20 protein-coding genes are annotated in these 22,256 nt (G+C 73.9%); 9 read left to right on the top strand and 11 right to left on the bottom strand.

Annotated features, from left to right (window positions below; translation table 11 throughout):
• Positions 1-134 precede the first annotated feature (134 nt).
• Positions 135-1,520 carry an MFS transporter gene (locus tag ACIQU4_RS05980; RefSeq protein WP_403726370.1) on the bottom strand — a complete coding sequence of 462 codons (1,386 nt, stop codon included), beginning with the start codon at positions 1,518-1,520 and terminating at the stop codon, positions 135-137.
• Positions 1,521-1,676: 156 nt separating this feature from the next.
• Between ACIQU4_RS05980 and ACIQU4_RS05975 the strand changes: the two genes are divergently transcribed.
• Positions 1,677-2,078 carry a DUF1992 domain-containing protein gene (locus tag ACIQU4_RS05975; RefSeq protein WP_403726367.1) on the top strand — a complete coding sequence of 134 codons (402 nt, stop codon included), beginning with the start codon at positions 1,677-1,679 and terminating at the stop codon, positions 2,076-2,078.
• Positions 2,079-2,189: 111 nt separating this feature from the next.
• On the top strand, positions 2,190-4,850 hold the full coding sequence (locus tag ACIQU4_RS05970) for a SpoIIE family protein phosphatase (protein WP_403727696.1): 2,661 nt from the start codon (positions 2,190-2,192) through the stop codon (positions 4,848-4,850).
• Between the two features lie 49 nt (positions 4,851-4,899).
• On the opposite strand, the gene ACIQU4_RS05965 is transcribed toward ACIQU4_RS05970, so the two are convergent.
• The 4 genes from ACIQU4_RS05965 to ACIQU4_RS05950 form a co-directional block, all read right to left on the bottom strand.
• Positions 4,900-5,604 carry a M24 family metallopeptidase gene (locus tag ACIQU4_RS05965; protein ID WP_403726364.1) on the bottom strand — a complete coding sequence of 235 codons (705 nt, stop codon included), beginning with the start codon at positions 5,602-5,604 and terminating at the stop codon, positions 4,900-4,902.
• A complete protein-coding gene (locus ACIQU4_RS05960) occupies positions 5,591-6,403 on the bottom strand; it encodes a class I SAM-dependent methyltransferase (RefSeq protein ID WP_403726361.1) in 813 nt (270 codons plus the stop codon). Before ACIQU4_RS05960 ends, ACIQU4_RS05965 begins: the two co-directional genes overlap by 14 nt.
• A 155-nt stretch (positions 6,404-6,558) precedes the next feature.
• Complete coding sequence (locus ACIQU4_RS05955) at positions 6,559-7,302, bottom strand: carbonic anhydrase (RefSeq protein ID WP_403726358.1); 744 nt, start codon at positions 7,300-7,302, stop codon at positions 6,559-6,561.
• A 93-nt stretch (positions 7,303-7,395) separates the two neighbouring features.
• Positions 7,396-8,595, bottom strand: a complete 1,200-nt coding sequence (locus tag ACIQU4_RS05950) for a Gfo/Idh/MocA family protein (protein WP_403726355.1) — start codon at positions 8,593-8,595, stop codon at positions 7,396-7,398.
• Between the two features lie 122 nt (positions 8,596-8,717).
• Between ACIQU4_RS05950 and ACIQU4_RS05945 the strand changes: the two genes are divergently transcribed.
• Positions 8,718-9,068: a hypothetical protein gene (locus ACIQU4_RS05945; protein ID WP_403726352.1), complete on the top strand. Its 351-nt coding sequence runs from the start codon at positions 8,718-8,720 to the stop codon at positions 9,066-9,068.
• 13 nt (positions 9,069-9,081) lie between these two features.
• Here the strand turns inward: ACIQU4_RS05945 and ACIQU4_RS05940 are convergent, their stop codons facing one another.
• Positions 9,082-9,729 carry an isochorismatase family protein gene (locus tag ACIQU4_RS05940; protein WP_403726349.1) on the bottom strand — a complete coding sequence of 216 codons (648 nt, stop codon included), beginning with the start codon at positions 9,727-9,729 and terminating at the stop codon, positions 9,082-9,084.
• Between the two features lie 87 nt (positions 9,730-9,816).
• Complete coding sequence (locus tag ACIQU4_RS05935) at positions 9,817-10,797, bottom strand: GlxA family transcriptional regulator (protein ID WP_403726347.1); 981 nt, start codon at positions 10,795-10,797, stop codon at positions 9,817-9,819.
• Between the two features lie 163 nt (positions 10,798-10,960).
• Here ACIQU4_RS05935 and ACIQU4_RS05930 point away from each other — a divergent pair, with 163 nt between their 5' ends.
• The 4 genes from ACIQU4_RS05930 (at position 10,961) to ACIQU4_RS05915 (ending at position 14,040) form a co-directional block, all read left to right on the top strand.
• On the top strand, positions 10,961-11,650 hold the full coding sequence (locus ACIQU4_RS05930) for a DUF4389 domain-containing protein (RefSeq protein WP_403726344.1): 690 nt from the start codon (positions 10,961-10,963) through the stop codon (positions 11,648-11,650).
• 121 nt (positions 11,651-11,771) lie between these two features.
• A complete protein-coding gene (locus ACIQU4_RS05925) occupies positions 11,772-12,407 on the top strand; it encodes a metal ABC transporter ATP-binding protein (RefSeq protein ID WP_403726341.1) in 636 nt (211 codons plus the stop codon).
• Positions 12,404-13,270, top strand: coding sequence for a metal ABC transporter permease (locus tag ACIQU4_RS05920; protein ID WP_403726338.1), 867 nt, complete (start codon positions 12,404-12,406; stop codon positions 13,268-13,270). Before ACIQU4_RS05925 ends, ACIQU4_RS05920 begins: the two co-directional genes overlap by 4 nt.
• Positions 13,228-14,040 (top strand): ABC transporter substrate-binding protein, encoded by an 813-nt coding sequence (locus tag ACIQU4_RS05915; protein ID WP_403726335.1) that lies wholly within the window; start codon positions 13,228-13,230, stop codon positions 14,038-14,040. Before ACIQU4_RS05920 ends, ACIQU4_RS05915 begins: the two co-directional genes overlap by 43 nt.
• 100 nt (positions 14,041-14,140) lie before the next feature.
• On the opposite strand, the gene ACIQU4_RS05910 is transcribed toward ACIQU4_RS05915, so the two are convergent.
• A complete protein-coding gene (locus ACIQU4_RS05910) occupies positions 14,141-15,883 on the bottom strand; it encodes a class I adenylate-forming enzyme family protein (RefSeq protein ID WP_403726332.1) in 1,743 nt (580 codons plus the stop codon).
• Complete coding sequence (locus tag ACIQU4_RS05905; protein WP_403726329.1) at positions 15,880-17,700, bottom strand: CoA transferase; 1,821 nt, start codon at positions 17,698-17,700, stop codon at positions 15,880-15,882. Before ACIQU4_RS05905 ends, ACIQU4_RS05910 begins: the two co-directional genes overlap by 4 nt.
• 169 nt (positions 17,701-17,869) lie before the next feature.
• On the opposite strand from ACIQU4_RS05905, the gene ACIQU4_RS05900 reads away from it, so the two are divergent.
• Positions 17,870-19,066 carry an acyl-CoA dehydrogenase family protein gene (locus ACIQU4_RS05900; RefSeq protein ID WP_403726327.1) on the top strand — a complete coding sequence of 399 codons (1,197 nt, stop codon included), beginning with the start codon at positions 17,870-17,872 and terminating at the stop codon, positions 19,064-19,066.
• 6 nt (positions 19,067-19,072) lie between these two features.
• Here the strand turns inward: ACIQU4_RS05900 and ACIQU4_RS05895 are convergent, their stop codons facing one another.
• Together ACIQU4_RS05895 and ACIQU4_RS05890 are read right to left on the bottom strand one after the other, a co-directional pair.
• The gene (locus tag ACIQU4_RS05895) at positions 19,073-20,134 is read right to left on the bottom strand and encodes a sugar ABC transporter permease (protein WP_403726324.1); all 1,062 of its coding nucleotides are present in this window, start codon (positions 20,132-20,134) and stop codon (positions 19,073-19,075) included.
• Positions 20,131-21,360, bottom strand: a complete 1,230-nt coding sequence (locus ACIQU4_RS05890) for an MFS transporter (protein ID WP_403726322.1) — start codon at positions 21,358-21,360, stop codon at positions 20,131-20,133. Before ACIQU4_RS05890 ends, ACIQU4_RS05895 begins: the two co-directional genes overlap by 4 nt.
• Before the next feature lie 194 nt (positions 21,361-21,554).
• On the opposite strand from ACIQU4_RS05890, the gene ACIQU4_RS05885 reads away from it, so the two are divergent.
• Complete coding sequence (locus ACIQU4_RS05885) at positions 21,555-22,193, top strand: hypothetical protein (RefSeq protein ID WP_403726319.1); 639 nt, start codon at positions 21,555-21,557, stop codon at positions 22,191-22,193.
• The last annotated feature ends 63 nt before the right edge of the window (positions 22,194-22,256 follow it).

Raw genomic sequence — 22,256 nt, 5'->3', positions numbered from 1 at the left:
CCTCGAACCCAGTGATCCCAGTCGCGGACAGGCAGTAGCGAGGCTAGATTTCTGCCGTTCCCGAGAGATAGGGGAACTTGTCCCGTCGAGTGGGGAATCTGGGTGGGGAAGGGGTGAGCGGGGAAACCGCGGTGTCAGGACACCGGCGCGGGATCACTCCCCGTCGCGGTACGGGAACCGGCGGGTACGGCGGCCGCGGCCTCCGCCCGCTCCATGGAGTCCAACCGCCGTAGACCGGTCCGCCGTTGGACGACCGATACCCCCGCGACGGCCGCCCCGAGCACCAGCCAGCCCGCCGGCCCGGCCGCCATCACCACGCCGGTCAGCAGCAGCGGCCCGGCCGACTTCTGGATGGACTGGGACATGCCCGCCACCCCCAGGTACGAGGCCCTCGCCTCCCGGGGCGCGAGGGAGACGGCCAGCTCCCAGGAGCTCACCGAGCGCAGCAGTTCCGCGGCCGTGGCCAGCACGGCGGCGGCCAGCAGGGCGAACGATGCGGCCCAGGCCCCGTGTTCAGGGGTCAGTGCCAGGAGCGTGCAGCATCCGAGCAGGGTCAGCCCGTACAGCCGGGCCGCTCCGGCGGCCTGGCGCGGCCGCTGGACCCTCGCCGACACGGTCATCTGGAGGGCGACGACGAGCACGGTGTTGAGGAAGAGGAAGGCCGGGACCACGGCGTGCGGGGCGTCGGTGTGCCCGATCAGCCACAGCGGCAGCCCGACCCCCAGGATCGAGTCGTCCAGGCACAGCGGGATGTCCAGGAGGACGAAGCGGAGGTATCCGCGGTCCCGCCACGGATTCTCGTGGCCCGGGCGGTCCGCCTCGGGCGCGTCCGCGGCCTCCGCGACTGCCGCGGCCGCCGCGGCCGCCGCCCCGCCACCGAGACCGTGCGGCTGCTCCCGGGTACGCCACACCAGGGCCCCGGCCACGACGAACGACAGCGCGTTGCCGAGGATCAGGACCTGGTACGCCTCGCGCGTGCCCACCGCGAGGCCGATGGCGGCGAGGCCCGCGCCGAGCGCGTACCCGGCGTTCGCCACGCTGCGCGACAGCGCCTGGTACGTGCCGCGCTGCTCGCCCGCCGCCCGCGTGGCGAAGAGCATCTCCAGCATCTTGGCCGCCCGGTCGCCGAGCGAGGTGAGGGCGACCACGAGCAGCAGCACCTCGAAGCGGGTGAAGACGAGCAGAGCGCAGATCGCGGCCAGGCGCAGCAGGTGACAGCCGATCAGCAGGGTGCGTACGGTGAATCGTGCGGCCAGATGGCCGGCCAGCGGCGAGCCCGCGATGCCCGCCACACCGGCGGCACCCAGCAGCACGCCCAGCTGCCGCCCGTCCAGGCCTGCCACGAAGGTGAAGAAGAGGACGCAGGACGCGCCCCACACCCCGGTCCCGGTGCGGTCCAGCAGCTGGGCGAAGAGCATGATCCGGGCGTCCCGCCCGCCGGGCGGACGGCGCAACTGCGCGAGCAGCCCGGTCCCGTCCTTCCGGACCCCCCGTTCCTTCAGGTCCTTCCGCTTCCCCACGCCGCGCCGCCAGATCATTCCGGGCCTCCGCATCCCCCGCCAAAGTATCTCGATATCGAGATACCTCGCGGTAGCCTGCCCGAAATTAATCTTGACGTCAAGATAAATCCGCGGCCCCCGCCACATAGGCTGGGCGCACGGACGAGAGGAGCAGTCGTGACCGACCGCAAGCCACCGGGCGTCAGCTTCGAGTCCTGGGTGGACCGGCAGATCAGGGAGGCCGCCGAGCGCGGCGAGTTCGAGCAGCTCCCGGGCTACGGCAAGCCCCTGGCCTCGATCGACGCCCCGTACGACGAGCTGTGGTGGATCAAGGACAAGATGCACCGCGAGGGGTTCGCCGCCCTGCCGCCCGCGCTCGCCCTGCGCAAGGAGGCCGAGGACGCCCTGGAGGCGGTCCACGCCGCCCGCTCGGAACGCCAGGCGCGTGACATTCTCGCCGGGATCAACGAGAAGATCCGTGCGGCCCTGCGCCGCCCGCCGCCGGGTCCGCCCCTCCACCTCAAGGAATTCGACGTCGACGAGGTGCTCGGGACCTGGCGGGAGAGCCGGGCCGACTGACGGCGCGCCCCGACGGCGCTCGCGGCTCTCCCGGCTGCGGACCACCGACAGTGCTACAAATGGTCTCGTGACCCATCCTTGCAACCCGTGCCGGGGACGTCGGTGCGGTCACTGAGGCAAAAGCGCCCGCGCAGCGTCGCCCGACAGGTATTCGTCCTTCAGGTGGCGATCGTGGTGCTGCTCGCCGCCGGCGCGGTACTGGCCCTCGTACTCCAGTCCCGGCACGACGTGGACCGGGAGGCCCGGACCCGCTCGGTGGCGGTCGCGCAGACCTTCGCCCATTCGCTCGGGCTGCGCCAGGCCCTCCTCGCCCCCGACCCCTCCAAGATCCTCCAGCCGCTCACCGAGGTGACGCGCAAGGACGCCGGGGTGGACTTCATCGTCGTGATGAACGACCAGGGGATCCGCTACACCCATCCGCTCCCCGACCGCATCGGCAAACAGTTCGTGGGCACCATCGCTCCCTCACTGGCCGGCCAGGTGTACACCGAGAGCGTGAAGGGACCGCTCGGCCAGGAGATCCAGGCCGTGGTGCCCGTCTTCGCCGACCCCTACAAGGACGGCGGCCCGGTCGTGGCGCTGGTGTCGGCCGGCCTCACGGTGAAGAACGTCACCGGTGTGTTCCAGAGGCAACTGCCCCTCATCCTCGGCACCAGCGCGATCGGCCTCGCCCTGGCCACCGCCGGCGCGGCGCTGATCAGCCGGCGCCTGCGCCGCCAGACCCGCGGGCTCGGCCCCCTTGAGATGACCCGCATGTACGAGCACCACGACGCGGTGCTGCACTCCGTACGCGAGGGCGTGCTGATCACCGACGGCGGCGGCCGGCTCCTCCTCGCCAACGACGAGGCGAAACGTCTGCTCAGGCTCCCGCCCGACGCCGAGGGGCAGCACATCCGGGAGCTGTCGGGGCTCGACCGGCAGATGGCCGACCTCCTGCTGTCCGGCCGGGAGGCCACCGACGAGGTGCACGAGGCCGGGGACCGGCTGCTGGTCGTCAACCAGCGCCCGACCCGCACCCGCGGCCGGTCCGAGGGCACGGCCGTCACCATCCGGGACTCCACCGAGATGCAGGTGCTCAGCACCCGGGCCGAGGCGGCCCGCAAACGGCTCCGGCTGCTGTACGACGCGGGGGTCGGCGTCGGCACCACCCTGGACGTGGAGCGGACGGCCCAGGAGCTCGCGGACGTGGCCGTACCGCGCTTCGCTGACTACGTCACCGTCGACCTGGCGGAACCGGTCCTCCTCGGCGACGAGCCCACCGCCCTCAAGGCCGACCTGCGGCGCACCGGGGTGAGCGGCATCCGGGACGACGTCCCGCTCTACCCGCGCGGCCGGCTGATCGACTTCGTGCCCTCCACGCCGCAGGCGCGCGGGCTCAACAGCGGCCGCGCCGAGATGGTGACCGATCTGGCCGACGCGCCGGGGTGGCACGCGCAGGACCCGCCCCGGGCCCGGGCCATCGTCGAGTTCGGGGTTCACTCCCTGATCACGGCCCCGGTCAAGGCCCGCGGGGTCGTCCTCGGCCTGGTCAACTTCTGGCGCTCGGAGAAGGAGGCCTTCGACGAGGAGGACCTGTCGCTGGCGGAGGAGCTCGTCGCCCGCGCCGGGGTCAGCATCGACAACGCGCGCCGCTACACGCGCGAGCACGCCCTGGCCGTGACCCTCCAGCGCAGCCTGCTGCCGCGCGATCTGCCCGAGCAGAGCGCCGTGGAGGTGGCGCACTACTACCTGCCCGCGCAGTCGGGGGTGGGCGGCGACTGGTTCGACGTGATCCCGCTCCCGGGCGCCCGCGTCGCCCTCGTCGTCGGCGACGTCGTCGGGCACGGCCTGCACGCCGCCGCGGCCATGGGCCGGCTGCGTACGGCCGTACTGAACTTCTCGTCCCTGGACCTGCCGCCCGACGAGCTCCTGGCCCGCCTCGACGACCTCGTCCAGTACATCGACCAGAGCGTGGCGGGCGGCGACGGCGCCGAGGGCGGCCTGATCGGGGCCACCTGCCTGTACGCCGTGTACGACGCGGTGACCCAGCGCTGCACGGTGGCACGGGCCGGCCACATGCCGCCGGCGGTGGTCCGCCCGGACGGCACGGTGGAGATCCCGGAGCTGCCCGCGGGCGCGCCGCTGGGGCTCGGCGGGTTCCCCTTCGAGTCGGCGGAGCTGGACCTGAGCGAGGGCACCCAGCTGGTGCTGTACACCGACGGGCTGATCGAGGACCGGGCCCGCGACATCGACGAGGGGCTCGCACTGCTCCGCTCGGCCCTGGCGCACGCGGACCGCAGCCCGGAGGAGACCTGCCGGGAGGTCTTGGCGGAGCTGCTGCCGGTGCGCCCGCGCGACGACGTGGCCCTGCTGGTCGCGCGGACGTCGGCGCTGCCGGCGGACCGCATCGCCGAGTGGGAGGTCCCGTTCGAGCCGAGTGCGGTCGGGGCCATGCGGGCCGTCGCCATGGAGAAGCTGGAGGAGTGGGGCCTGTCGGAGCTCACCTTCGGTACGGAGCTGGTGCTGAGCGAGCTGATCACGAACGCGATCCGGCACGGCGCCGAGCCGGTCCGCGTACGGCTCCTGCACGACCGCGTGCTGACCTGCGAGGTCTTCGACGGCAGCAGCAGCTCGCCGCGGCTGCACTACGCCAAGACCACGGACGAGGGGGGCCGCGGCCTCTTCCTGGTGGCCCAGCTCAGCCGCCGCTGGGGAGCCCGCTACACGCCGGAGGGCAAGGTCATCTGGTCGGAGCAGTCGCTGCCGGACCCGGAGGGAACCGACCCGGCGTGACCGGGCCGGGCCCCCCCGGTCCCCCGGTCCGCCGGATGCCCCCTCGGAGTCAGGCGAGGTCCAGGAGCTGCTCGTGGAAACCACCGAATCCGTGCGGCTCGTCGACCAGATGGATCTCCAGGATCCAGTGGCAGCGCCACCCGGCCCGGTCGGTGCGGCGCAGCGGGGTGTCGTTGTCCGGTGCGATGTACGACTCCGCCCGGGCGCCGTCGATCGTCTCGTGCGGAAACTCCCCGACGAGGTGGCCGGCGTGCCACCCGCCCAGCGTCCAGCCCTCCTCGGCCGCGAGCCGCTCCACCTGCGCGTACAGCTGCTTGCCGGTGATGTGGGGGTCGGCGCGGAAGGCGGCGCGACCCGCCGCGAACACCGTGGCCAGGTCGTCCCTCAGCCGGTGCTTGACGGGGTCCGCCCCGAAGACGAAGGTGCGGCCGAAGTCCGCCTCGTACTCCTCGAAGATCGGACCGAAGTCGGCGAACGCGATGTCGTCCTCGCCGATGACCCGGTCCGGTGGGTTCTCCCGGTACGGGAGCAAGGTGTTCGGGCCGGAGCGGACGATCCGCTTGTGCCAGTGCTTCGTGGTCCCGAACATCTCGTTGGCCAGGTCCCGGATCCGGTCGCTGACCTCCCGCTCCGCGGCGCCGGGCGCGACCAGCCCCCGCGCCTCGATCTCGGCGAACAGGGCCTCGGCCTTGCGCTGGGCCTCGACCAGACCCAGGACGCGGAGTTGTTCGTCCATGCGGTCAGGTACCTCCATCGTGGTGCTCCTCCGTCTGGTGCTCGGGTATCGCGCGCACGATGACGAGCGACCCCTCGTAGAACGGCCGGCTGCGCAGGTGACCGAAGCGCTCGTCCCACGCACCGGAGTCGAGGTCGTCCCGCAGCCGGGTGGTGAACCGCTCGCGCACCCCGTCGTCGACGAAGCTCCAGGCGGAGCAGGCCTGCCGGGCCGCGGGGTCCAGCAGCATCTCGGGACGGCCGTAGTAGGCCTCGTTGAACCCGTCCGTGCAGTCCAGCGGGATGGGTACGGTCCGGACCGTCCCGGTGCCGCCGAGGGCCGCGGCCATCTTCTCGAGCGGCGGGTAGCGGCGGGCCTCGGTGTCGAGGACCTCGGGCGCGTACTCGTACAGCCAGAAGTCGCGTACGCGGTGGGGGTCGCAGGTCAGCACGACCGCCGGGCCTCGGGTCACGCGGCGCATCTCGCGCAGGCCCGCCTCGACGTCGCTCCACTGGTGCACGCTGAACAGGGTCATCGCCCCGTCGAACTCCCCGTCCGCGAACGGCAGGTCCTCCGCGACGGCGTCCACCGCCCGTGGCAGGGCCTCCGAGCGCTGGGCCCGCATCGACAGGGACGGCTCCACGGGAGTCACCGCGGTGGCGGCGGACTCGTACGATCCGGCCCCGGCGCCGATGTTGACGACGGTGCGGGCCCCTTCGAGCGCGTCGGCGATGAACCGGGCGATGCGGGGGTCGGGGCGCCGGAAGTCCGGGTAGCCGGAGCCGATGGCGCCGTAGTCGACATCGCCGGCGCTGCCGTCCCAGCTGCGTACATCCATGGATCCATACCTCGCCTCGTGAGCAGGAGTCGGAGCGTTGCCGCCCGGGCGGTGGCTTCCCCCATAGTGCATCTGCAAGGTCACTCGCGTAAATCAGTTGGCAGATGCCTGGCAAAACAAACAGGAGCCCCGCACATGTGGACCTGGAGATCTGCTCAGCGGATCCGGTGCACCCGCTGGCTGGTGAGTTCGTACCGTGCTCCGACCACGGCCAGCCTTCCGGCCGCGACCCGGGCGGCGAGATCGGGCTCCGCCGCCAGCCGGGAGCGGACGAGCCGGACGTTCTGGGTGACCGCCGCATCGACGCGCGCGTCCCTGCTCAGCGTGCGGTCGACTGCCGGACGGATCTGCTCAGCCAGGTAGCGCAGGTGTCCGGGCAGCTGCTCCAGCCCCTCGGCGGCGCGGACCGCGGCGGTCACGGCCCCGCAGGACTGGTGCCCGAGGACCACCACCAGCGGAATGGCCAGCTCCACGACCCCGAACGCGATGCTTCCGAGCACGGCGTCGTCCAGTACCTCACCGGCCGACCGTACGGTCATCAGATCGCCGAGACCCTGGTCGAAGACCAGCTCCGGCGGGACGCGGGAGTCGACGCAGCCCAGGATGACGGCGAACGGATGCTGCCCCCCGACCAGCGCCTGGCGTACGGTCCGGGTGGCATCGGGATGCCGCTCGTGGAGGGTCCGCCAGCGGGCGTTGCCGGCCGACAGCTCCCGCAGCGCCGCCTCCGGCGTGCCGGGCCGCGGACCGTTCGGTCCGGTCCGGGTGGATCGGCCGGTGGAGCCGCCGCCGGCCGCCAGTCCGGCGCACAGGGCCACAGCCCCGGTGAGGGCGCCCCGTACCAGGCGACGCCGCCCAGGAGTCCCGTCGGCCCGGTGCTGCTCGGCAAGGACGCTCATGCGGGCCCAAGCTAGGCCCCGCGCGGCCGGGGACCCGGAGGCGGGCCCGCCCTTGGGGAACTCTTGGGCAAATGCCGGGACCGGCGTGGCGGTTCAACGGCCTCGCGACGCGCCCTGGCCCTGGTCGAAGTGGGCCGCCAGGTCCGGATCGAGCGGCGGCACCCGTCGGGGCGTGCCCCCGTCGCGCAGGGATTCCGTCGCCATGCAGCCCGCCGCGACCGCCATCCGGGCGGCGACCGGCGAGGTGTCCGTCGCTCCCCCGTGGCGTACGAAGCGCAGGAACTCGTCGATCAGCAGCGGGTCGGCGCCCCCGTGCCCGCCCGCGCCCTCCGCGTCGGGGACGAAGTACGAGGCGTCCGGCGCGGCCCGGTAGCCGGAGCGCCGGGCGTTCCAGACCCGGACCTCGGCGCCCGGGCCGTCGCCGAAGTTCTCCAGGCGGCCGGCGTCGCCGATGACGGTGTAGTTGCGCCAGTAGTCGGGGGTGAAATGGCACTGCTGATAGGCGGCGAGCACCCCGCCCGTGAGGCGGAGGTTGAGCAGCGAGACGTCTTCGACGTCGATGACGGGGTTGAGTCCGCGCTGGGTGTGCGGGGGCCAGTGGCCGTCCTGCGTGTACCAGTCGTCGGCCTTGGGTTCGCCGGGAGCGCGCCGGTGCGGGTTGTCCCCGTAGACGAGCAGGTCGCCCATCGCCTGGACGTCGTCGGTGTAGGCGCCGGCCAGCCAGTGCAGTACGTCGATGTCGTGCGCGGCCTTCTGGAGCAGCAGGCTCGTGGTGTGGCGGCGTTCGGCGTGCCAGTCCTTGAAGTACCAGTCGCCGCCGTAGCCGACGAAGTGCCGGACCCAGACGGTCCTGACCCGCCCGATCGCACCGTCCGCGATCAGCTCGCGCATCGTCCGCACGACGGGCATGTGCCGCATGTTGTGCCCGACGTACAGGCGGGTGCCCGTCGCGCGGGCGGTGCGCAGGATCTCGTCGCAGCCGTCGACGGTGATGGCGAGCGGCTTCTCGACGAAGACGGGCTTGCGGGCGGCGAGCGTCCGGCAGGCCAGGTCGGCGTGGGTGTGGTCGGGGGTCAGGACGAGGACGGCGTCGACGTCCGGATCCTCGATCACGGCGGCGGGATCGGGGGTCGCGTACGCGCCCGGGAAGGCCGCGGCGGCCTCCGCCCGGGCCCGCGGATCGGGATCCGCGACGGCGGTGACGGTCGCGCCGCGGCCGGGCCTGTGTGCCGTACGCGCGATGCTGCCGCGGAGCCCGTATCCGAGGACGCCGATGCGAAGGTCGGTGGTCATGGCGGAGTCCCTTCCCGGCCCGGCCGCGTTCATCCGCCCGGCCGAGCACCGGATGCCGCCCGCGCCCGGCCGGGGCAGGCTGTGGGCAAGGCAGTCACCACCGCACAGACGAGGACCGCGCCATGTCCCACAGCCGGCGTATCGGCGTCATCACCGCGGCCGCAGCACTGCTGCTGACCGCCACCGCCTGCTCGGGCCTGGGCCGGAGCACCGTCGGCATGCTGACCTTCCGCAGCCACGACTCGCCGGCCGAGCTGAGCTACTCCAACACGCCGGTGACGGGATGCCACAGGATCGCCCTCCCGAAGGGCGCCACGCACGTCGAGAACAACACGCTCGTCGACATCGTCCTGTACCGGACGGAGAACTGCATGGAGCCCGCCGGGGCGAAAGGCATCTATGTCGCCACGACGCTCTCCAACGTGACGGCCCCGGTCAGCCTCCCCTGGCGCAGCTTCAGCGTCATCCACTGACGCCGGCTCCGGATCAGGCCGGGAAGGAGTCGACCGTCGGGGCCACCGGGGCGAAGAGGTCGGCGATCGTGGTGAGGCTCGCCGACTGGAGGGTGGCGGCCGGGATCAGCGTGCCGTCGGGCGCCGTCAGGGTACGCGTCGCGGTGGCCTCGGCGACGACGGTCGGGCGGTAGCCCAGGTTGAAGGCGCCCTGGGCGGTGAACGTGACGCACATGTGCGTCATGAACCCGGCGATCACCAGGTCGGGTCCGGCGCCCAGCTCCCGCAGGGTCTTCTCCAGCTCGGTGGCGTGGAAGGCGTCCGGGAACTGCTTGACGACGACCGGTTCCCCCTCGCGCGGCGCGACCTCGGCGCTGATGGCGCCGATCTCGGCCCGGATGTCGTACGGGGTCCCCTCGCCGCCGTCGTTGACGACGTGCACGACCGGCGTGCCGGCGGCCCGGGCCGCGGCCAGCAGCCGGGCGCCCGCCGCCACGGCCGGTTCGGCGCCGTCCAGGGCCATCACACCGGAGCGGTAGGTGTTCTGGAAGTCGACCATGATCAGGACGGACTCGGCCAGGCGGGGCAGCGTGCCGGGCAGGCCGATCACATCGCGCAGCGTCTTGGATGCGGTGGGTGCGGTGGATGCGGCGGATGCGGTGGGTGCGGTGGGTGCAGACATGGTGAAGGCGTCCTTCTCTTGGGAAACGGGCACGGTGAAGCCGCGGCTCGGCGCGCCATCGCGCCGAGCGGTCAGTGGGCGGTGCGGTCAGTGGGCGGTGCGGAAGCGGCGGCGGTATGCGGCCGGGGTCGTCGCGATCTGCTTGCGGAAGGCCCGGTGCAGGGTTTCCACCGAACCCAGGCCGGTCGCCGCGGCGACCTGCTCCAGCGGCTGGTCGGTGGTCTCCAGCAGCCGGCGGGCGGCTTCCACCCGTACGGCCTCCACGTAGGCGGCGGGGCTGGTGCCCAGCTCCTTGCGGAAGGTACGGGCGAAATGGCGCTCGCTCAGGCTCATCCTGGCCGCGAGCGCGGCCGCCGACAGGTCCGCGCCGAGGTGCTCGGTGATGTAGGCCCCCAGGGCGTCGATGTCCCTGCGGGAGGCCGCCGGGCGGCTGAGCGGCACACTGAACTGGCTCTGGCCGCCCTGCCGTTTGAGGTACATGACCAGCTGCCTGGCGACCGCGAGGGCCAGTTCCTCGCCGTGGTCCTCGGCCACCAGGGCCAGCGTCAGGTCCATGCAGGCGCTGATCCCGGCCCCGGTCCACACCCGGCCTGACCGGACGAAGATCGGGTCCGGGTCGACCTCGACCCGCGGGTGCTCGGCCGCCAGCTGGCCGGCCGTGGACCAGTGGGTGGTGGCCCGGCGCCCGTCCAGCAGGCCGGCCGCCGCCAGCAGGTGGGCGCCGACGCACACCGAGGCCACGCGCCCGGCGTGCGGGGCGGTGGCGGCGATCCACCGCACCACCGCCTCGTCGACCCGCGCGACCGGGCCCTCCTGCGCGAGCTCGACGGCGCCGGGCACCACGAGGGTGTCCACGGCGGCGCCGACCTCCGGGAAGGAGAGGTCGGTGACCAGCCGGACGCCGGCCGAGGTGGTGACCTGGCCACCGTCCGGGCCCGCCAGGCGTACGTCGTACAGCCGACGTCCGGCCTCCCGGCTCGCGAGGGCGAAGACCTCGGCGGGGCCGGTGACGTCGAGCAGGTCGACATCGGGGAAGACCGCGATCACGACGCGGTGGGGCGTGGACATGTGTCCATCCTGGCCGGACGGGCAGGTGTCCGCAATGACGGTTGTCTGTCACATCCGGACACCGCGGAACGCCGACTGGAGCCTGCCGCGTGCGGCGCGGATGATGGAGGGGCACAAGGTCCGGGGGGTTCGACGACGCCGGACACGGGACGGTGACGCAATCATGTCCGCGAACGCTTCGTACCACCGCTCGGTCAGGGTGAACGCCGACCTCGACAGCCCGCTGTCGCGCTGGCTCTGGCTGGTCAAGTGGATCCTGGCGATCCCGCACTACATCGTGCTGTTCTTCCTCTGGATCGCCTTCATCCTGGTCAGCATGATCGCCTTCTTCGCGATCCTGTTCACCGAGCACTACCCGCGCGCCCTGTTCGACTTCAACGTCGGCGTGCTCCGCTGGTCGTGGCGGGTCTCGTTCTACGCGTACGGCGCCCTGGGCACCGACCGGTACCCGCCCTTCAGCCTGGGCCCGGAGCCCGGCTACCCGGCACGCCTGGAGATCGCCTACCCGGAGCGCCTGTCCCGGCCGCTGGTCCTGGTGAAGTGGTGGCTGCTGGCGATCCCGCACTACCTGATCATCGCCTTCTTCATCGGCGGCATGCGCCACGGCTGGTGCGGAGGCGGCGGTCTGATCACGCTGCTCGCCCTCATCGCGGCGGTGGCGCTCGCCTTCACCGCGACGTACCCGCGTGGCCTGTTCGACCTCATCGTGGGGCTGCACCGGTGGGTGCTGCGCGTCGCCGCGTACGCCGCGCTGATGACGGACGAGTACCCGCCGTTCCGGCTCGACCAGGGCGGCACCGACCCGGCACCCGCCCCGGCCTCGGACCCGGCGGCATCACCTGACCTGGCCTGACTCGGCCTGACCTGACCCGAAGCGAAGGGAATACGCCCTCCGCCGGAACCGGAACCGGCCTCCGTCCGACCAACTCCGCGTGCCGGGAGCCACCCGGCACCGGACGACGGGAGGGCGACGGATGGGCGGGCTGGACGTACGCATGCGGGGGGTCGCCTGCCGCCACGGCCGGGTCGAGGCGGTCGCCGACGTGGACCTGGAGATCGCGGCGGGCGAGCGCGTCGCGCTGACCGGGACCAACGGCTCGGGCAAGACCACGCTGCTGCGCGCGGTCCTGGGGCTGCACCGCCAGGTGTCCGGCAGCATTCTGGTCGGCGGCCGCGGCACCTGCTCGGCCGCGGAATGGGCGTGGCGGCGGCGCTCCTGCGCCTGGATCCCGCAGAAGCCGGCGGCCGGCCGGTTCCCGCTCCTCGGGGACGAGCTGCTGGCCAGCGGCGGCGCACCGGCCGAAGCGGCCGAAGCGGCAAGGAAACTGGGCGTCGGCGCACTGCTCGGCCGGCCGCTGCACACGCTGTCCGGCGGGCAGTTGCAGCGGATGTACCTGGCCCGGGCGATCGGCGCAGTGGCGGCGGGGGCCGAGGTGCTCCTGGCCGACGAGCCGACCGCCGCACTGGATTTCGACGGCCAGGAGGAGGCGGCCGACGTCCTGACCGCCCTGCCGGTGACCCTCGTCGTGGTGACGCACGACCGGGCGCTCGCGCAGCGCTGTGACCGCGTGCTGGAGATGGCCGCGGGCCGGCTGCGGGAGGTCGCGTGATCCTCGCGGGCGCCGACCTCGGCGAACTGCTCCAGCTGGTCCCCGTGCAGCGGGCGGGCTTCGCCCTGCTGCTGGCGGCGATCGGCCTGCCGGTGATCGGCGTGGTCATCGTCGGGCTCGACATCATGCCGGTGCGCTTCGCGATGATGCACGTCGCCCTGCTGGGCATCGCGGTCGGGCTGCTGACCGGGCTCGATCCGATGCTGTGCGCGCTCGTCGCCTGCGCCCTGGCCGGGGCCGGGGTGGCACCGCTCGCCCGTACCCCGGACGGGCTGTCCGGGGCGATGGGCCTGCTGATGAGCCTGGCCATCGCGGCCGCGCTGCTCGTCCTGGCCGTGTCGGGGGTCAATGCCTCCGGTGCGTTCGCCCTGCTGTGGGGCTCGATCCTGTCCGTGGGCACCGCGGACCTCGTGGTGCTCGGCGCGCTGGCGGCGCTCGTACCGGGGCTGTTCTGGTGGCGGCGGCGCGATGTGGCCCTGCTGCTGTACGACCGTGAGCTGGCCCAGTGTTCGGGCGTCCCCGTCCAGGCGCTGACCGTCGTCCTGCTGGTGCTGGTCGCCGTGGCGGTCGCCGGGGCGATCAAGCTCACCGGCGCACTGCTCGTCGACGCCCTCACCCTGCTGCCGGCACTCGCGGCACGCCGCCTGGGCACCTCGCTGCGGTCCATCACCCTGTGGGCGGTCGGCATCGGGGTGGCCGTGAACCTGACCGGGTTCCTCGTCGCCCTGCGGCTCGACTGGCCGCCGGGGCCGGTCCTCGTCCTCACCGCGGGGGCGCTCGTCCTCGTGGTCCATCTCATCCCCGAACGGAGCATCAGCACATGGCGCGCACCCGCGTCCGATTCGCTTCCCTCCTCACACTGACCGCGGCACTGGCGGCCCTCGTCACCGGCTGCGGCAACAGCAACGGCAACACCTCCTCGAAGGACGCCGCGCCCGGCCACCACGGCGGGAAACCGGTCGTGGTGGTCACGACCACCTGGGAGGGCGCCTTCGCCAAGGCCGCCGGCGCCGAGGACGTCAAGGTGATCGTGCCGCAGTCGGTACACCACGCCCCGGACTACGACCCCAAGCCCTCCGACCTCGCCGCCGTCGGCAAGGCCGACTTCGTGCTCTACGCGCCCTTCGAGCCGTACGCGGCGAAGATCAAGGACGCGGCCGGCTCGAAGGCCGAACTGGTCGAGGTGAACCTCGACAACGACGCCGACAAGGTCAAGGCCGAAGTGGCCAAGCTCGGCAAGCTGTTCGGCACCGAGGAGGCCGCCGCGCGGTGGGCGGCGTCGTTCGACGCCGAGTACGCGAAGCTGTCGAAGGACGTCCAGGGGTCCTGGCCGGGCGGGAAGAGCCCGGCGCTCGTCAGCCAGGTGTTCACCACCTGGTCCGCGAAACTGGCCGGGGCCGCGCCGGTCGGCACGTACGGCCCCGAGGCGGTCACCCCGGCGCAACTCGCCGAACTCTCCGGGAAGAAGCCCGCCCTGGTGCTGGACAACGCCCACATGTCGACCGGGACCGTCCTGCCAGATTCGGGCGCCCGGCAGATCGAGATCGTCAACTACCCCGGCACGGACCTCGACTTGCTGCCCGTCTACCGCAACGCGGCGGCCGAGCTGAAGAAGGCCGCGGGCGCTTCCTGACGCGCGCGGCACACGGGAAGGTGGCGCACGAGGAGGGGGAGAGCAACTCCGGTTGCTCTCCCCCTCCTCGTGCGCCCGGCGTCGCCGGTCCGCGGGCGCGTCAGCCCGCGTGGGCGAGCGGAGGGGCAGGGGCGGCCGGCGTGGGGGCGGTGCGCACGGGCTGCGCCAGCCGCTCGCGCAGGGCGGCGCGGTCGGGCTTGCCGGCCGGCGTGAGCGGGAGTTCCGCGAGCACCAGCAGGCGCTCGGGGTGCTTGCGCTGTTCGAGCCCGCGGCGGGTGAGGTGCTCGCCGAGCGAGTCCAGCGTGGGGGCCTCGGGCCCGCGCGGTACGACGCAGGCCGCGAGGCGCTCGCCCATCAGCCGGTCCGGGATGCCGACGCACACCACGTCCCGTATCCGGGGATGTGCGGCGAGCTCCCGCTCGACCTCGGCGGGGCTGATGTTGGCCCCGCCGCGGATCACGATGTCCTTGAGGCGGCCGACGAGGTGCAGGACCCCGTCCTTGTCGATCAGGCCGAGGTCTCCCGTACGGACCCAGCCCTCGGGGGTCCGGTAGCGGGCGTCCAGCTCCGGGGAGGCCACGTAGCACATCGGGGTCATGGGACCGCGCGCGATGATCTCGCCGATCTCGCCGTCCGGGAGCTGTTCGTGCGTGTCGGGGTCGGTGATGTGGATGTCCGCGACGCGGGGGTCGGGGCGCCCGGCCACCACTCCCGTGGCGCTCGCCTCGGCCTCCGGGGCCTCGTGGCCGAGCCCGGTGTGGCAGTTGACCCCGTCGGCCGAGCCGTAGAGGTTGACGACCGGGCAGCCGAAGGCGCGGGCGGCGTCCTCGGCCGTGGTCTCGTCCAGGGCCGAGCCGCCGAGGACCAGGGCGGTGGGCGCGGGCAGTTCGCCCGCGCCCGGGTCGCGGCTTTCCGGCCCGTGTTCCGGCCCGTGTTCCCGTCGGCCTTCCAGCCGGTCCAGCATCATGCGGACCATCGTCGGGACGCCGAGGATGTGCGTCGGCCGGTGCTCGCGTACGGCCGCGAGGGCGGCCTCCGGGGTGAAGTGGTCGAGCAGGATCAGCGTCCCGCCGTGCCGGGCGAGCGTGACGGCGGTGCCGTTGGACCCGAACGCGGACCCGAGCGGTACGAGGAACAGGCAGCGCGGCGGGGTCCCGTCGGGGATGAGCGAGGCGAGGAAGTTGCCCCGGCCCCCGGCGAGCGCGTTGTGGGAGTAGGCGACCATCTTCGGCTCCGCCTCCGAGCCGGAGGAGACGAGAATGCGGGCGGCGCTGTCGGGGTCGGGCCGGGCGGGCACGAACGCGGCGGGGTCGGAGCGCAGCAATCCGGAGAGCGGAATCGTTCCTTCAGGCGCGCTGCCGGCCCGCCCGGCGGCGATGACATGGCGCAGCTCCGGCAGGGCGGGGACCAGGGCCCGCAGCTCGGTGGCAGGGTGGCTGCCCCGGTGTTCGACGGGGGCGATGACCGCGACGGCCTCCGCCCGGCGCAGCAGGGCTTGCGCCTCCAGGCTCCCCCGGCCGACCGGGAAGGGCAGCGCCACCGCGCCGACGGCGGCCAGGGCCAGATCGGCGATGACCGCGCCCCGGCCGTTGGGGAGTTGGACGCCGACGACCTCGCCGGGGCGTATGCCGAGGCCGGCAAGGCCGGCGGCCAGACATCGCACCTTGCGGTCCAGCGCGGTGTAGCAGAGCTTGCCCTTGGCGTCGACGACGGCGGTGGCGTGCAGGTCGGCGATCTGCCGGGCCCGGAACAGGCTGTAGAGGTCGAGGTCGGGGCAGGTCCCGTCGACCGCCCAGCCGCGGCGGAGGCCGGCGGGCAGCAGGTCGTGCAGGGCGACGGTCACAAGAAGCTCCAGGGGTCGGGAACGGCAGGGGCACCGTGCGCGTCGCGGCTGATCGAGCCGGGGAAACGCGGGTCGTGGTGCAGGGCGGCCGGATCGGCGGTGACGGCGGTCGCAGACAGGCCGTGGGCGCGCAGCTGCGCCAGGGCCTCCGCGTTGGGCAGTTCGCGCAGGTCGTACGCGGCGGCCGCGGGCGCGCAGGTGTCGGTGGGGGTGATCCAGCCGTCCGCGGTGCGCAGCGGCCGCCGGAAGCCGGCCGCCCGGCGCGGGTCCTCCCCGCGCCGCGCCCGGCGCAGGGCCGGGGCGGTGAGCGCGTCGGCGGCTCCGAGCAGCGAGGAGTCGACGCGGACGCCCGCTCCGCCGCTCCGCTCGCGCAGGAGCAGTCCCGCCAGTACGGCCTCGGCGCCCAGGAGTCCGCCCAGTACGTCGAGCAGGGTCATCAGGGAGGGAGCCGGGGCCTCGTCCTGCGGGCGGGCGGCTTCGCCGACGCCGGTGCGGGCCTGCACCATGAAGTCCGTGCCCATCGGGGCGCCGGGGATCCGGCCCGCCCAGCCGCCCGTGTAGCTGTAGACGAGCGCGGGGTTCACGGCGGCCAGGTGGACGGAGTCGAGTCCGAGCGCGGCCGCCTTGCCGGGGGCCCAGTTGTGCAGGAAGACGTCGGCGCCGGCGGCCATCTGGCGCAGTCGGCGCCGGTCGGCGGCGGACTTGATGTCCACCTCGACGGCCCGCTTGCCCCGGTTCAGCGCGAGCCAGCGGGCGGAGATCCCGGAGCAGGCGGGCGGCATTCCGCGCAGCGGGTCTCCGCCCGGGGGCTCGATCCGGACCACATCGGCGCCGAGGAGGCCCAACAGGTGGGCGGCGAGGGGGGCCTGGATCCGGCGGCCCGCTTCGAGCACGGTCAGCCCGGCCAGCGGCCGGGCGGGGGCGGGAGCGACGGGGTTGCGGTGCGTGGCGCGGGGCCGGTGGCCGAATCCGTACGGGGCGAGGGTCCAGGGCGCGGCGCCGTCCTGTTCGGCCGCGCGCTCGGCGAGGGTCCGCAGTCGGCAGACCTCGGCGCCGGAGGCCGCGGCAGCCACCTCGATCCGTCGCCAGGTGTGCGTACGGGCCGTGCCGTGCAGGGCCGTCGGGAAGGGTGCGCAGGCGGTGGCGTACCGGAACTGGAACGGCCGCCACCCGGCGCGCACGGCGTCGAAGGGGGCTTCCAGGGCCCGCCAGAACGCGGCCCAGGCACCCGGGTCGAGGGTCTCCAGCTCGAAGAGGATGCCGTCGGCGGACGTGAACGGCGGCCCACCGGGTGCCAGTTCGGCGGCTTCGCCCTCGTCGGCCCCGGCCGCGGCGAGGTACTGGGAGACCGCCAGCAGCCCGGCCCGGTCGGCGCTCGTGGTCACCCCGGCGGCCCGGCCGCCCCGGGCCTGGGCCAGCAGTCCGGCGAGCAGCCCCTGGACGGCGAGTACGCCCGTGGCGGTGGCGGCGTAGTCCACGGCCAGGCCGCGGGGCGCGCCGTCGCGCCGCCCGTGCACGGCCATGATGCCGGTGGCCGCTTGGACGGTGGCCTCGTCGGTCATACCGCTCGCCCGGTGCGCCGACCAGCTGACGGTCGCGTCCTGCCGGTCGAAGTCGCCGCCGGACAAGGAGATGCGCGCCGTACGGCCGTCACGGGGATCGGCCGGCTCCGGTCTCGCTCCCGTTCCCGCTTCCGCTCTCGCGCCGAGGAGCACCAGGTGCTCCAGGGCCGGGCCGGTCAGCCCGGGCGGTCCCGAGGCGGCGAGGTGCAGTCCTTCGAGCGGCCGGACCGTGCGGGTGACGGCTGGTGAAGCCATGCCTCTCCTCTTCTCGGATGTGCGGAACGCGGGAACCGGGTCGGGTGCGCACCCGACCAGTTCCTCGGGGAGGCAGTCGGACTGTCGTTCCCACCGGTTCCCGGCACGTTGGAGGAAAGTGGTGCAGAGCCACGGAGACACGAATCAGACCCATTCCGAACTCCCTTTGATGGATGGCAAGTTGAGGGATCGGGTCGCGGACTTCGTCCGGAGCCGGGTCATGCCCTGCGAGCCCGTACTCGACGCGGGCGGCCCGCGCGCCGCGGCGGCCCTGCGGGAGTTGCAGGCGCAGGCGAAGCAGGAGGGCCTCTGGGCATTGCCGCTCCCCGCCGAACTCGGTGGCCAGGGGCTCCCCTTCGCGCAGTACGCACTGCTCGCCGAGGCCGAAGGGGCGAGCGACCACGGACCTGCGGCTCTCGGCTCCGCGCCCCTGCTCGACGCGACCATGCTGTGGAAGCACGGCGGCGACCGGGTCCGCGACCGGTACCCCGGACGGCTGGCCGCCGGGGAGCTGCGCGCCTGCTACGCCATGACGGAACCGGACACCCCGGGCACCGATCCGTTCCGTACCGCGACCCGCGCCGAGGAACAGCCCGACGGCAGTTGGCGCGTCAGCGGCCGCAAGTGGTTCGTCTCGGGAGCGGCCGGCGCCGATCTGGTGACCGTCCTCGCCCGGACCGACGGGGAGCGGGGGGACCGCGAGGGCCTGTCCCTCCTGCTGGTCGCCACCGACTCCCCCGGCTTCCGCGTCGTACGCGAACTGCCCGTATTCGGGGCCTCCGGCCAGTGGGAGATCGACTTCGACCAGGTCGGAGTGGCTGCCGACCACCTCCTCGGCCGGCGTGGACAAGCCCTGTCCATCGCCGCGGAAAGGCTCCAGCTGGGCCGCACCCTGCGCTGCCTGCGCTGGCTCGGCCAGGCCCAGCGCGCCTTCGACCTGATGTGCGCACGCGCCAACTCCCGTACGGGATCCCGCGGTCCGCTGGCCGGCCACCAGCTCGTCCAACAGCACGTCTTCGAGGCGCTGCTCGCGCTGCGCACCACCCGCCCGCTGGTCCACGAGGCAGCGGCGAAGATCGCCGCCGGCCTGGACGCACACGTGGAGGTGGGGCTGGCCAAGGTCGCCGCGGCCCGGATGCTCCAGCAGGTCGCGGACGCGGCCATACAGGTCCACGGCGCGGCCGGGCTCGGCCCCGACACCCCGCTGCCGGCGCTCCTGCGCACCGGCCGCGCGGCCCGCATCCTCGACGGCCCGGACGAGCTCCACATCACCTCGGTGGCCCGCCGGGTACTCCGTACGTACGAGAAGTACGAGGCGTACGAGGCGTACGAGGCGTACGGGACGTACGGGACGTACGGGACGTAGGGCCCTCTAGACGTCCCCGATCTCGACCAGCCCGGTCAGCGCCGCCAGGCCGAGCGCCAGGAAGAAGTCGCCCCACACCAGCTCGTGCCGTACCGCAATGCCCTTCCCGGCGTCGTAGCAGCCGTCCAGCAGCATGCCCCGGGTCAGGTGCTCGCCCACCAGGCGCTCCAGGATCGCGGCGGCCCGGTACGCGTACTGCGACGCGGCCGGGTAGCCCGGCACCCGGGCGAGTTTCAGCAGGGCGACGGCCGCGATGGCGGCGGCGGAGGTGTCCAGGGGGCCGGCGGGCCGCGCCTCGTCCGCCAGGGGAACGAACGGGGTGCAGGGCCGCGTCCACGCGTCGGCCAGCCGCTGCGCCGCCGCCTCCAGCCGGTCCGGGGCGCTCCGGGCGATCTCAGGGCGGTGCAGGGCGTCGGCCACCGCCAGCAGCAGCCAGGCGCTGCCCCGGGTCCAGCCGGCCGAAGGTTCCCCGCACGCCCGCCAGCCCGCCTCGGCGTCGAACTCCCAGGCCGGTACGGTGCGTCCGCCCGCGCCGAGGCAGAGGTCGAGATGCCGGTGGAGGTGGGAGGCGGCGGCCCGTTCGCCGTCCGGGCCCGCTGCGGCGAGCAGCGCCACCATGCCGGGTACGCCGTCGGCCCGGGCCAGCAGCCGGGGGCCGCCGAAGGCCGACCCCCAGGGCACCAGCCCGAGTTCGGGGTCCAGCGCGGCCAGCGCGGCCTTGGCCGCCCGGGTCCGCAGCTCCCGCGCACCGGCGTCACCGCCGGCGAGCGCCGTCCCGTACCAGAGGATCAGCCCGCGCGTCGCGGTGTCGGCCTCGACCCAGTCGGCCAGCCGTTCCGTGCACGCGGCCGCGGCCGCCCGGTCCTCCGCGTCCCCGGTGTGCCGGGCCCGCAGCCACAGCAGCCCGGCCCAGAACCCGCCGGTCCACGCCCCGCGGCCGGTGGTCGTCCAGCGGCCGGTGTCCGGGTCGGCGTACAGCGGGAACCGGTCTCCGGTCTCGGTACGGGTGGCAGCGGCCCGGTCGAGTACGTCGGCCAGCGCCCGCCCTGCCCAGTTCGCCGGGGTCACGCCGGGACCTCCGTACGCAGGCCGCGCCGCCGTTCCCGAACGGCCCAGGCCGTCGCGACGGCGGCGGCCGCGGTGAACTCGGCGGCGACCAGCAGCCAGCCCGGCCCGTACCGGCCCGCTTGCGCCAGCAGTCCGAACAGCGGCGGCCCGACCGCGAATCCGGCGAAGAACCCGGCGGCGACCAGCGCGGAGTCCTGGCCGGCCCGGCCCGGCGCGGCCCGCTGCATCACCAGCACCATCGAGACGGCGTTGCCGGAGACGGCGAAGACCCCGACGGCGACGGCCGCGACCCAGACCAGCGGCCGCGCGTACAGCGCGGCTGCCAGCAGGCAGGCGGCCGGTACGGCGCCTGCCGCCAGCGCGCCGGGCAGCCACTCGGCGCGCCCCGGCCGGGCCGCCTTCGACCAGCCCACCCGGCCGGCGATGCCCGCGACACCGAGGACCGCCACCAGGGCCGCGGCCTCGGTCGGCCCCATGCCGAGCTTCCGGACGCCGAAGAGGGCCACGTACGTATTGACCGAGGCGATTCCGCAGCCCAGGAAGAGGGAGAAGACCGCGAGCCAGGCGATGGCGCCTCTCGGGATGAGCGAAGCGCCCGGCGCCGCGGCCCTCGCCGGCGGATCTGCGGGCAGGGCGCGGTGCGCCCGGAGGGCGGCCAGCGCGGCCGCCGCGGCGGCCGTCCATACGGCGCCCCGCCAGCCGACGCCTCCGGCCAGCGCCGCCAGCGGCAACCCGGCGGCGAACGCGCCGAGTTGCACGCCGGACTGCTTCATCCCGGTCACCGATCCGCGCCGGGCGGGCGGAACGGCGGCCAGGATCGCCTTGTTGGTCGCCGGATTGGCGAGCGCCTGCGGCAGTCCGCCCAGCGCCACGGCGGCGAGGAGGAACCCCGGGCCGGGCGCTGCGCCGATCAGCGCGAGCGCGGCCGCGGACACCAGCAGCAGGACGACGAGGCAGCGGCGCGGGCCCGTCCGGTCCACCATGCGGCCGCCGACCGGCGAGAGCACGGCCGCCGTTCCGAAGCCGATCGTGGTCGTCAGGCCGAGGACGGTCGGTGAGACCCCCAGTTCGTCCACGAGGCGCGGGCCGAACGCACCGAGCAGGAAGAGCTGGAGCATCGAGAAGGCCATCGCACTCGTGAGCAGCGCCGTCAGACGGCCGTCCGCCGCCACCCCGGCGGTCTTCTCCGATGCCGTCCGCTCCCCCACCACCGACTCCGTTCCCATGGCCGCCATTTCGGTCCAGGGCAGGAGTCGGAGCGGTGAACCAGTGGGTTCCCGGGCCCTGTTGTGGCGTACGACACATGTGGTTTTGTCCGGTCGTGCCAATTCCCGGCGCCCCTCTGTGGCCGTCTTGAGAGGGGTGCGACGATGAGCCCGCCATGACTCCCGGTCGATGTTGCCGCGCATTCAGGGCCGCGTTGTTCGCGGCCATCTGCGTGCTGCTCGCGTCCCTCGGCCACCTCCTCATGTCGGGGACGACCGTCCCCTGGTGGGCGATGGCGGCAGCCGTGGCGGCCACCGGAGCGGTCGCGTGGATCCTCGCCGAGCGCGAACGCGGCCTCCTGGCCGTCACCTCCGCGACCGTCGCCGTGCAGACCGCCCTGCACACCGGGTTCGCACTGGCCCAGGCAGCGGCCCGCCCGTCGATGGACCGGCCACCGCCGCCCGGCACGGGCGGGCACGCCCACCACGCCGCGCACGCGATGGCCGACAGCGGCGTGACCATGCAGACGCAGGTGCAGATGCACATGCCGATGCCCGCCGCCGGCCACGACACCGGTTCCACGTCACCGACCGGCATGCTGGCCGCGCACCTCCTCGCCGCCCTGCTTTGCGGGCTCTGGCTCGCGTACGGGGAACAGGCCGCGTTCCGCGTCCTGCGCGCCCTGGCCGGGTTGCTGCTCGTACCGCTGCGGTGGACCTTCCGGCTCCCCCTGCCCGCCGACCGGCCGCACGCGCGCGTGGGCCCCTACCTCCGCGCCCGGCCGCTGCGCGGGCTCCTGCTCGTCCACGCCATCACCTCACGGGGTCCGCCTCCCGGGACCGCTGTCATCTGACAGCCGGCTCACCGACGCGCGCGACGCCGCACCGCTGCGCGCCTCGGTCATCGGCCTCGCCGT

The sequence above is a fragment of the Streptomyces sp. NPDC090741 genome (assembly GCF_044769045.1).
GTDB lineage: Bacteria > Actinomycetota > Actinomycetes > Streptomycetales > Streptomycetaceae > Streptomyces.
This window is presented reverse-complemented; position numbering and strand designations above follow the sequence as displayed.